The following is a 10,525-nucleotide window of genomic DNA, read 5'->3' as shown; positions in this document are numbered from 1 at the left end:
ATCGTAGAGATAGAACGGGGTGGACTCGCCGGTGAGCGTTCCCGGCGGCGCCGCGACGAACAGCTCGCAACGGCCCCTGACCCGAGCCGAGCCCGCTCCGAGCCTGGGCCCGCTCCGAGCCTGGGCCCGCTCCGAGCGTGGGCCCGAGCCCGGCCGGGATCCGAGCCGAGGCTCGGACGAGGCGTCGGCGGCCCGGGTCAGCGCGCGACACGGCGACGGCGCAACATGAGCCCGCCGGCGGCGGTGATCACGAGCAGGGAGCCGGTCGCCACGAGCGGCCGGCCGTCGGGCCCGGCCTCACCACCGCCCCCGGTCTCCGCCGACCCCGCCGGGGTCCTGTCCACCTCACCGGCCCCGGCGTCCTCGGCGTCGGTGTCCGCCCCGGCGTCGGTGTCGGTGCCCGTGTCGGTGTCGGTACCGGTGTCAGTAGCGGTGTCGGTGCTCGTGTCGGTGCTCGTGTCGGTCTGCTGCTCGGTGCCGGTGTCCGGAGCCGTCCCGCCGGTACCGCCGATCACGAGGTCGTAGGGGGTCAGGAGATCCTTGTTGCCGACCTCGCACTCGATCACCGGATTCTGGGGAGCCGTCCCGAAGTTCAGGGCACCCGGCTTCACCTTGCCCGTCCCGGCGTTGGAGGGGGTGGTCCTCAACTCGACCGTGGTCGCCGGCAGCGGGATCACCTGGCCCGCGGCGACCGGATCGAGCACCCCCGTCCCGGTGGCGGACGTCAGCCCGGACATCCCGCTGATGCCCGCGTACGCGTACAGCGAGGTGCCGGTCGTGAGCCCCGCGGCGGGCGCCTTCAGGCCGGTGCCGGCCGCGTAGATCCCGCGCCAGCCGATGGTCGCCTGCGTGTTCGGCGTGGCGGTGGCCGGCAGGGTCAGCTCGACCTGGACCTTGATGTTCTGCGGCTGGGTCTCGCCGTCGGTCGTGCACTCGTACTCCACGATGGTGGTGATCACGTGCACGGCGGCGGTCCGGCTCCTCGGCGTCTCGGGCACGGCCGCGTGCGCCGGAAGGGAGAGCAGGGCCGGTCCGCAGGCCAGGAGGACGGCGGAGATGACAGAGGGGGCTCGCACGGCGACTCCTGTAGCGACACATGGGGCAATAGGAGAGACGTGTCGCAAGGATCTTCGGTTGCCATCATGTCCGCATTTGGACACTTTCTTATCTTGTCCGTTGAATGCGCCGGTAAGTCCCGCCTCGCCTACCGGGCCTGCCGGTACGCGAGACGGGGACGGGCGGGAAGGGGGGCGGGGCGGCCGCCGTCGCGGGGTCAGAGCGCGGCGCGGGTGAACTGCTGGTGGGTGCCGGTGCCGCAGGGGTACTGCTTGAACTGGACGTCGTCCTGCGAGGCGCCCGGAAGGTCCACGCACTTGCCCGAGTGGCGGGCGACCAGCCGCAGGTAGCCGCCTCCGGCGTCGGCCAGCTTGAACTGCTGGTTGGTCCCCGTGCCGCATGCGTACTGCTGGATCGCGGCGCCGTCGGCGGTGCTCGCGCCGTTGACGTCCAGGCACTTGCCCGAGTGGCGGGCGACGATCTGGACGTAACCCCCGGTGATCGTCTGGATGCGCCACTGCTGGTTGGTGCCGCCGCCGCAGGTGTACTGGATCACGGCGGCGCCGTCGGCGGTGGACTGGTCCGTGACGTCGGCGCACTTGCCGGAGTGGCGCACGGTGAGCCGGTCGTAGCCGGAGCCGACGGCGTTGATCGTGCCGACCGCCGCGTCGATCGTGACCTGACGGGTGTAGGTCAGGCTCATCGTCGTGTCGCCGGAGAACCGCACCGGCAGCCACACGTACCGGGAGTCGTTGACCGGTCCGCCCCAGGCCCCGGCCCACCGGTCGCCCAGGTACAGGTAAGAGGTGCCCTGGCTGCCCTGGACCGGCAGGACGTAGGCCGGCTGGGAGCCGAAGGTGAGGCTGTCGCCCGCGTTCTGCCAGGCGCTCCACGGGCCCGTGATGCTGGTCGCGGTGGCGTACTTCGCCTGGTTGGGACTCCAGCCGGTCGCGCCGGAGGTCAGCATGAAGTAGACGCCGTTCCGCTTGAACAGGGCCGGCGCCTCCCGGTGGTCGCCGTCCCAGACGCGTACCAGGGTCGCGACGTCGGTGTAGTTCGCGGTCAGCCGGTAGACGTGCAGGTCGTAGTTCTCGTCGGCGGCCGAGATCATGTAACCGGTGCCGTCGGTGTCCACGAACGCGGTGATGTCCCGGGACATGTGCCCGAGCGGCCGGAAGCTGCGCAGGTAGGTGTAGTTCCCGTCCACCGTGGAGGAGACCGCCACGGCCGCCCGCGCCTCGCCGTAGTCCCTGCCGTTCTCCTTGTGCATCCACATGACGAACTGGCCGGTGCTCGCGTTGAAGACGACCTTCGGCCGCTCGATGTTGGCGACCCGCAGCTCGGCCGCGCTGGACTGGGTCAGCACGTGGTTGCGGAACTCCCAGTTCCTCAGGTCCGTCGACCGGTACGCCGAGACGTAGCGGAACGTGCCGTCGGCGTTGCGGTTCTCCCCGAACCAGTAGTAGTACGCGCCGACCTTGAGGACGCCGCCGCCGTGGGCGTGCAGCGCGTTGCCGGAGGTGTCGGTGAACGGTACGCCGACCGGCACCGTGACCGGCGCGGCCTGAGCGGACACGGTACGGGCCGGCGCGTCCTGGACGGACGTGACGCCGGCCGGCGCCGTGGCGGACGCGCCCTGAACCGACGCGGCCCGGACGGGGGCGGCGGCCCCCAGCGCGCAGGCCAGGGCCAGGCAGAGCGCGGACAGCGGAGGGAGGAGGCGGCGGGGACGGGGACGGGGCATGAGAGGACTCCTCTCGAAGGGGGGTCAGCCTTTGACGCCGCTGAGCAGGACGCCCCTGACGATGTAGCGCTGGGCGACGAGGAACAGGGCGACCAGGGGCAGGATGGCCACCAGGGCCCCGGCGAAGAGGGCCGGCAGGTTGACCGCCTGCTGGTTGAGGTTGGTGGAGAGCGCCACCTGCACGGTCCAGAACTCCGGGTCCTGGCCGATGACCAGCGGCCACAGGAAGGCGTTCCAGTGCTCGATGAAGGACAGGATGCCGAGCGAGGCGAACAGCGCGCCCGAGTTGGGCAGCGCCAGCCGCAGGTAGAGGCCGAGGTGGCCCAGGCCGTCCACCCGGCCCGCGTCCTCCAGCTCGCGCGGGAAGCGCAGGTAGAACCCGCGGAACAGCAGCACCGCGAACGCGCTGAACAGGCCGGGCACGATGAGCCCCCACAGCGTGTTCACCCCGCCCATCGAGCCCACCACGACGAACGTGGGGATGAACGTCGCGGCGCCCGGCACCATCATCGTGACGATGATGAAGAAGAACACCGGCCTGGACGCGGGGACCGGGATCCGGGCCAGGCCGTACCCGGCCATGGAGGCCAGCAGCGTCGCCACCGGGGCGGAGATCGTCGAGATCAGCGTGGAGTTCCACAGCGCGTGGGTGAGCGGCACGGCCTCGTTGCCGAAGGCGTCGGCGAACCCCTGGAGGCTCACCGTCTCGGGCCACCAGTGCCAGTCCAGCGAGCCGAGTTCCCGCCTGCTCGTCAGCGCGTTGCGCACCAGCAGGTAGAACGGGAGCAGGAACGGCACCGCGAGCACCACGACCGCCAGGTAGGAGCCCAGGTTCCGCCTCCTCACCGGCCGTGCGGGCCTCACCGGCCTCGCGGACCCCGTCGCCGGTGTCGCCGGTGTCGCCGGTGTCGGCGGTGTCACCGGTGTCGTCGCCGTCATCGGGCCTCCTCCTCGGCCGACCTGCCGAAACCGGCGAAGCGGCCCTGCAGCAGCGTGAAGGCCACGATGAGCAGCGTGACGACGAACGCGCCCGCCGAGCCCGCGCCGTAGTTCTGCTCGCCGAGCGCGGTCTGGAACAGGTAGATCAGCGGGGTCCTGCCGTCCGCGCCGCCCAGCCCCGACAGGTTGGAGGCGAGGATGTTGTAGAACTCGTCGAACGCCTGGAAGGCGTTGATGATCAGCAGCAGGGTGACCGCCACCGAGGTGTTGCGCAGCATCGGCCAGGTGATGTGACGGAACAGCCGCCACCCCGACTCGGCCCCGTCGACCCGCGCGGCCTCGTAGAGCTGGGCGGGGATCTGCTGGATCCCGGCCAGGAAGAGGATCATGTAGAAGCCGGTCTGCAGCCAGAGCCGGACGGTGACCAGCACGATCCAGTACAGCGGCGGGTCCACGGTGGCCACCCAGCCGATCGACTCCTCGTACCCCAGCAGGTAGGCCAGGCTGTTGGCCACCCCCGAGGGCGTGCCGCTGAACAGGCTCATCTTCCACACCAGGGCGCCGACCACGTACGAGACGGCCGCCGGGATGAAGAAGGTCGTCCGGAAGAACGCCCGGCCCCCGCGCAGGCGGTTCACCAGCACGGCCAGGCCCAGCGCGAACGCGAACGTCACCGGCACGATGATCAGCGTGAACACCACGATCGTGACCAGGGACCTGGTGAACGCCGGGTCGGTCAGCAGGCGCCGGTAGTTCTCCAGGCCGTTCCAGGCGCCCAGGCTGATCGTGCCGCGGGCCTCGTTGAAGCTGAGCAGCAGGCCCCAGCCGATCGCCACGTACTTGAACACGAACAGCCCGGCCACCATCGGCAGCGTGAGGACGAGGAACGCGCGCCAGGCGGGCCAGTTCCGCGCCCACCCCGCCCACCCCGCCCGGCCCGCCGCCCGCCCGCCCGGCCCCGTCCGCCACGGGCGTCTCGGCGCGGGCCCGCCGGCGCCCCCGGTGGAGGGCGCCTCGGTCGCGGGGGCCGGGTTCACAGCGCGGGCATCTGGTCGAGGATGTCCTGGGAGCGCTTGGCCGCCTCGGCGAGCGTCCTGGCCGGGTCGGCGTCCTTCTTGACGATCGCGGTGACCGCGTCGGTGTACGGCTGGCGCACCTCGGGTGTCCACAGCGCGGGCTGCTTGACGCCGTTGGCGGTGGTGGCGTCCATCACGGTCTTGGCGAGCCCGGTCCGCAGCTTGTCGGCCTGGGTGGCGATGCTGGTGCGCGGCGGGAGATGGAAGCCGTAGGCGAGGTTCCAGTCGGTCTGCGCGGCGGTGTTCTCCACCCACAGCCAGCGGACGTAGCGCTTGGCGGCCTCCAGGTTGGCGCTCTTGCCGTTGACGACCTGCACCCAGCCGCCCATGTTGACCACCGGCTCGCCGCCGGCCTTGAACGCGGGCAGCGGGAAGGTGCCGACGTCGTCGCCGAGCGCCTCGGTCATGGCGGGCACGGCCCAGAGGCCGCCCCACTGCATGGCGGCGGCGCCGGTGACGAGCGCGCCCGGGTCCCACCAGTCGGTGGAGTAGCCCTGCAGGGTGGCCTTGGCGTCGTAGAGCTCCTTCAGCGCGGTCAGCACCTCGACCACCGCCGGGTCGTCGTAGACGATCTCCCGGTCCCGGACCAGCGGGTTGCCGTTGGACCACGGGACGACCGTGGCCAGCGGGCCGACCCCGTCGTTCCCGACGAACAGGCCCTTCTGCTTGCCCGCGGTGAGCTTCTTCGCCGCCCCGGACAGCTCGTCGAAGGTGGTCGGGACGGGCAGCCCGGCCTTCTGGAACAGGGACGGGCGGTAGAAGAGCAGCATCAGGTCGACGACCATGGGGACGGCGTAGACCTTGCCGCCCCAGGTGTACGCCTCCAGCACCTTGGGGTCGAAGTCGGCCTTCTCCGCGCCGAGGACGTCGTCGAGCGGGGCGACCTGGTTGGCCTTGACCATGTTCGGGCTGACGTCGTTGACCTCGTAGACGTCCGGGCCGCCCGGGGTGAGCACCGCGGCCGTCCACTTGGTCGCGTAGTCGCCGGGGATCCAGGACACCTTGACGGCGATGTCCGGGTTGGCCTTGGTGAAATCGGCGGCGTAGCGCATGGCCGCCTGCTGGGTGCCCGCCTCGCCGTACTCGTGGTACCAGTGGTTCAGCGTGATCTTGGGGGCGCCCGCGGGGGAGGCGCCCCCCGCCTTGGCCATGGGGTCGCCGCCGGAACAGGCGGAGACCGCGGCGCCGGCGACGAAGAGCACGGACCCCTTCAGGAATCCGCGGCGCGTGGGGGAGCTGTCCATCGGGGTCACCTCTCGCGTGGGGGGACGGAACGGCGCCGATGCCAGGTAACCGGTTACTTAGACGTCTGAGGCGGACGCTAGACGTGTGATCAGGTGCCGTCAAGGTTCTGATGAACGCCGGATACCCGGCTCCGCAGGACTGAAAGCCTTTGTACTGGTGTTATGCCGACTGTCATTCGTCATCTGTTAACTTTTCGTTACAAAGCCTCGAAACCGCTCTTGACGCCCCGGCGGGAGAGCTCTTAGCGTCAGGACGACATCTAGTAACCGGTTACCTGGCCCGGGGAGTTCCATGAGACTGCCGCCTGACGATCGGGTCGCCTCCCCGCGCACCGGCTACACCCGCGAGCACTGGCTCGCCGCGGCCGACGGCCTGCTGGAGGCCGTCGTGCCGTACGCGGTGCCCGGGTTCGCGCAGATCCGGCTGCCCGGCAGGCAGAGCTGGGCGGGCCCGGAGTCGGACGGACTGGAGGGTTTCGCCCGCACGTTCCTGCTCGCCGCGTTCCGGGGCGACGGCGCCGTGCTGGAGCGCTACGCCGAGGGGCTGGCGAGCGGTACCGACCCGGCCTCGCCCTACGCCTGGCCCGCACTGGCCGACAACTCCCAGCAGATCGTCGAGGCCGCGTCGATCGCCCTGGCGCTGCACGAGAGCGGGCTCTACGACACCCTCGCCCCGGACGTGCGGAGACGCCTGGCCGGATGGCTGGGCGGCATCGTCGGCACCCGGACCTGGCCGTGCAACTGGGTGCTGTTCAAGGTGGTCATCCAGCAGTTCCTGGCCAACGTCGGCGCCCCGCACGACCCGGCGGAGATCGCCGAGGCGCTGGAGCAGGTCGAGGGCTGGTACGTCGGCGACGGGTGGTACACCGACGGCGACGGCCAGAACTACGACTACTACTGTGGCTGGGCCATGCACCTGTACACGCTCTGGTGGACGCGCATGTCGGGAGCGCCCGCCGACGTCTACCGCGACCGGCTCCGGCTGTTCCTGGAGGGGTACGCGCGCATGTTCGCCGCCGACGGCGCCCCGGTCCACCAGGGCCGCTCGCTGACCTACCGGTTCGCCGCGGCGGCGCCGCTGTGGCTCGGCGAGCTCTTCGACGCCACCCCCCTGTCGCCCGGCACGACGCGGCGGCTGGCCAGCGGCACCCTGCGGCACTTCCTGGACCGCGGCGCCGTGGGCGAGGACGGGCTGCTCAGCCTGGGCTGGCACGGTCCCTTCCTGCCGGTCACCCAGCCCTACTCCGGACCCGCCTCGCCGTACTGGGCGAGCAAGGGCTTCATCGGCCTGCTGCTGCCCGCCGGCCACGCGGTCTGGACGGCGACCGAGGAACCCGCCCCGGTGGAGACGGCCGACCGGGTCACGGCCCTGCCCGCGCCCGGCTGGCTGCTGCACTCCACCCGGCGCGACGGGATCGTCCGGCTGCTCAACCACGGCAGCGACCACAACGCGCCGCCCCCGGCCGAGGCCGTCGACGACCCGCACTACGCCAGGCTCGCCTACTCCACCCACACCGCGCCGGTCGCCGCCGGGGACGGCGGGGGCTGGGACGCCGGCGAGCAGGTGACCTTCGACGACCACATGGGCTTCGACGACCGGGAGGCCCTCGACGACCACGTGGCCCCCGACGACCACGACCCCTTCGGCGACCGCGAGCCCCTCGACGACCACGAGGTCTCCGACCGCCACGTGCCCCCCGACGCCCGTCCGCTCCTCGACAACCACCTGGCCGTCGTCGCGCCGGACGGCACCGCGAGCCGGCGCCGGCGCGTCGAGCGGATCGGGGTGGCCGACCGGTTCGCCGCCTCGCGGTACACCGACGACACGCTGCCCGGCGGGAAGGTCGTGGTCGAGAGCGCCTCGGTCGTGCACGGCCCCGCCGAGATCCGGGTACACCGCGTCACCGCACCGGCCGGTCACACCGTCCGGGACGCCGGGTACGCCGTGCCGCGGGGAGGGCCGGAGAGCTCGATCACCCCCCTGTACGGCTGGGAGCGTGAGGGCACCTCCTGCTCGCCCGGCGGCACCGCCTTCGGGCCGGAGACGCGCACGCCGTACCTGGAGGCGGTCCACCCCGGCGGCAGCGCCCTGTTCGCCTCCCTGGTGACCCTCGGCGCACCGGCGGCCCTGTACGGACCGGCGTCCTCCGGCGACCCGGCGGCCCTCGGCGGACCGGCGTCCTCCGGCGCCCCGGCGGTCCTCGGCGGCGGGCGGCCCGGCACTACGCTGGACCTGCGGGTACGCGGGGACGGCGTGGAGATCGCCCTGCCCGGCGGTGAGCGGGTGGAGGTCGCGCTCGGCGACCGGCCCCGCTACCGGCGGCGCGGCCCGGACGGGGACGTCGTCACCTGGGAGGCCGGATGAGCACGGTGAAACGCGTCACCATCAGGGACGTGGCCGGTCGCGCCGGCGTCTCGGTGGCCACGGTCTCGCGCGTGCTCGCCGGTGACTACCCGGTGCTGGCCGCCACCCGCAACAAGGTCATGCGCGCGGTCCGCGACCTGGACTACGTGCCCAACGCGCACGCCAGGGCGCTCTCGGCGGACCGGCCCGGCGCGATCGCCATCGTGGTCAACACCGTGGCCGTGCCCTACTACGCCTACATCGCCCAGGGGGTGGAGGAGCAGGCGGCGCGGGAGGGCAGGCTCTCGCTGATCTGCACCACCGGCGGCGACACCGGCAGGGAGCTGTCGATCGTGCAGCTGTTGCGCGAGCAGCGGGCCGAGGCCGTCATCCTGGTGGGCAGCGTCGTGGTGGACGAGGAGTACCGCAAGCGGATGACCGAGTACGCGCACTCGCTGGCCGCGGCGGGCTCGCGCCTGGTGCTGTGCGGGCGCCCGCCGCTGGAGGAGGGCGGCCCGGCCCTGGTCGTCGGGTTCGACAACGCCGGCGGCGCCCACGCGGTGACCTCCCACCTGCTCTCGGCGGGCCACCGCAGGATCCTCTACCTGGGGTCGCGCCCCGGCCACTCCACCTCCGACAGCAGGGTCGCGGGCTACCGCAGCGCGCTGGCCGGGTACGGCGTCGCCGCCGACCCCACGCTGGAGGTCGAGGGCGAGTTCTCCCGCGCGGCCGGGTACGCCGCGATGACCACGCGGCTGTCGTCGGGCCCCGTCGACTTCACCGCGATCTTCGCGGGCAACGACCTGGTGGCGGCGGGAGCGATCCAGGCGCTGCGCGAGCGCGGGCTGCGGGTGCCCGACGACATGTCGATCGTCGGCTACGACGACGTGCCGCCCTCCGTCGACCTCGGCCTGACCACGGTGCACCTGCCGCACGACGAGCTCGGCAGGACGGCGGTGCGGATGGCGCTGGGCCGCGACGGTTCCGGCCCGACGGTTCTCGGCACCCACATCGTGGTCCGGGACTCGGTCCGGCCGATCACCGTCCGATGACCCCGTCCGCGGCGTTCGCCATGCAGCCGGACCTGCTGCCCGAGCTCTTCCCGCCCGACCTGCGGCACCGGCTGTCGCGGGTCGCGCGGGTGCGCGAGGGGGTGCTCCACTCCTTCGACCTCGTCCCGTCCCTCGACGTGGAGATCCTGATCACCGGCTGGGGGTGCCCGGCGATCGACGAGGGCGTCCTGGCCAGGACCCCCGGGCTGCGCGCGGTCGTGCACGCCGCCGGGAGCGTCAAGGGGCACGTGACCCCCGCGGTGTTCGAGCGGGGCATCGCGGTCTCCTCGGCGGCCGAGGCCAACGCCCAGCCGGTGGCCGAGTTCACGATGGCGATGCTGGTCCTGGCCGCCAAGCAGGTGTTCGTCAGGGCGCGGGCGTACTCCGCGGACGGCTGGTCGGGCGACGCGCTGCCCGGCGTGGCCACGCCGGGCGCGGGAGGGGGCCTGAACGGGGCGGTCGTGGGCGTCATCGGCGCCTCCCGGGTGGGACGGCTGGTGATGGAACGGCTGCGCGACCAGGGCGCGCGCGTCCTGCTCAGCGACCCCTACGTGGGCCCCGCCGAGGCGGAGGGCCTGGGGGCCGAGGCCGTCGGGCTCGACGAGCTCTGCCGCCGGGCCGAGCTGGTCACCGTGCACGCCCCGGCGCTGCCGGAGACCCGCGGGCTGCTGGACGGGCGCCGCCTCGCGCTGCTCCGCGACGGCGCGGTGGTGGTCAACACCGCCCGCGGCTCCATCGTCGACACCGACGCCCTGGTACGGCACTGCGCCGGGGGACGGATCGCCGCCGTCCTCGACGTGACCGATCCCGAACCGCTGCCCCCCGGGCACCCGCTGCTCGCCCTGCCGAACGTGCTGGTCACCCCGCACCTGAGCGGGGCCAGGGGCAGGGAGCTGCGCCGCCTGGGCGAGTTCGCGGTCACCGAGGTCGAACGGCTGGCGCGCGGCGGCCCGCTGCGCGGCGCCGTCCGGCCGGCGGACCTGGACCGGATCGCCTGAACCGCCCCCCGGGGCACCCCCGTCCGGGGGCGCCGCGGCAGGACGGTCGCCGACCCCCGTCCGGGGGCGTCG

Annotated in this window: 8 protein-coding genes; 3 read left to right on the top strand and 5 right to left on the bottom strand. The window is 72.8% G+C overall.

Annotation, left to right across the window (positions count from 1 at the left end):
* Nucleotides 1–197: 197 nt before the first annotated feature.
* The 5 genes from AB0G16_RS16690 to AB0G16_RS16670 form a co-directional block, all read right to left on the bottom strand.
* Nucleotides 198–1,076 carry a hypothetical protein gene (locus tag AB0G16_RS16690; protein WP_362805319.1) on the bottom strand — a complete coding sequence of 293 codons (879 nt, stop codon included), beginning with the start codon at nucleotides 1,074–1,076 and terminating at the stop codon, nucleotides 198–200.
* A gap of 197 nt (nucleotides 1,077–1,273) precedes the next feature.
* Nucleotides 1,274–2,800: an RICIN domain-containing protein gene (locus AB0G16_RS16685; RefSeq protein ID WP_362805317.1), complete on the bottom strand. Its 1,527-nt coding sequence runs from the start codon at nucleotides 2,798–2,800 to the stop codon at nucleotides 1,274–1,276.
* 24 nt (nucleotides 2,801–2,824) lie between these two features.
* Nucleotides 2,825–3,646, bottom strand: a complete 822-nt coding sequence (locus tag AB0G16_RS16680) for a carbohydrate ABC transporter permease (RefSeq protein WP_362805315.1) — start codon at nucleotides 3,644–3,646, stop codon at nucleotides 2,825–2,827.
* An 89-nt stretch (nucleotides 3,647–3,735) separates the two neighbouring features.
* Nucleotides 3,736–4,776 carry a sugar ABC transporter permease gene (locus AB0G16_RS16675; protein ID WP_362805313.1) on the bottom strand — a complete coding sequence of 347 codons (1,041 nt, stop codon included), beginning with the start codon at nucleotides 4,774–4,776 and terminating at the stop codon, nucleotides 3,736–3,738.
* Complete coding sequence (locus tag AB0G16_RS16670; protein WP_362805311.1) at nucleotides 4,773–6,059, bottom strand: sugar ABC transporter substrate-binding protein; 1,287 nt, start codon at nucleotides 6,057–6,059, stop codon at nucleotides 4,773–4,775. The genes AB0G16_RS16675 and AB0G16_RS16670 overlap by 4 nt, the downstream gene beginning before the upstream one ends.
* 292 nt (nucleotides 6,060–6,351) lie before the next feature.
* On the opposite strand from AB0G16_RS16670, the gene AB0G16_RS16665 reads away from it, so the two are divergent.
* Genes AB0G16_RS16665 through AB0G16_RS16655 form a run of 3 tightly spaced genes read left to right on the top strand, consistent with a single transcriptional unit; the run spans nucleotide 6,352 to nucleotide 10,453 of the window.
* Entirely contained in the window at nucleotides 6,352–8,424 is a 2,073-nt protein-coding gene (locus tag AB0G16_RS16665; RefSeq protein ID WP_362805309.1) for a DUF2264 domain-containing protein, read from the top strand.
* Nucleotides 8,421–9,455 (top strand): LacI family DNA-binding transcriptional regulator, encoded by a 1,035-nt coding sequence (locus AB0G16_RS16660; protein ID WP_362805307.1) that lies wholly within the window; start codon nucleotides 8,421–8,423, stop codon nucleotides 9,453–9,455. Before AB0G16_RS16665 ends, AB0G16_RS16660 begins: the two co-directional genes overlap by 4 nt.
* Entirely contained in the window at nucleotides 9,452–10,453 is a 1,002-nt protein-coding gene (locus tag AB0G16_RS16655) for a hydroxyacid dehydrogenase (protein WP_362805305.1), read from the top strand. Before AB0G16_RS16660 ends, AB0G16_RS16655 begins: the two co-directional genes overlap by 4 nt.
* Nucleotides 10,454–10,525 lie beyond the last annotated feature (72 nt).

This window comes from Streptosporangium sp. NPDC023615 (genome assembly GCF_040640155.1).
In the GTDB taxonomy this organism is placed as follows: domain Bacteria; phylum Actinomycetota; class Actinomycetes; order Streptosporangiales; family Streptosporangiaceae; genus Streptosporangium.
Note: the sequence above shows the minus strand (reverse complement) of the source record. Positions and strands in the feature narration are given on the sequence as shown.

What these genes read in the sequence shown, in the direction of transcription:
- AB0G16_RS16670 (WP_362805311.1), bottom strand. Translation starts at nt 6,059, where the DNA reads ATGGACAGCTCCCCCACGCGCCGCGGATTCCTGAAGGGGTCCGTGCTC.
- AB0G16_RS16655 (WP_362805305.1), top strand. Translation starts at nt 9,452, where the DNA reads ATGACCCCGTCCGCGGCGTTCGCCATGCAGCCGGACCTGCTGCCCGAG.
- AB0G16_RS16665 (WP_362805309.1), top strand. Translation starts at nt 6,352, where the DNA reads ATGAGACTGCCGCCTGACGATCGGGTCGCCTCCCCGCGCACCGGCTAC.
- AB0G16_RS16660 (WP_362805307.1), top strand. Translation starts at nt 8,421, where the DNA reads ATGAGCACGGTGAAACGCGTCACCATCAGGGACGTGGCCGGTCGCGCC.
- AB0G16_RS16685 (WP_362805317.1), bottom strand. Translation starts at nt 2,800, where the DNA reads ATGCCCCGTCCCCGTCCCCGCCGCCTCCTCCCTCCGCTGTCCGCGCTC.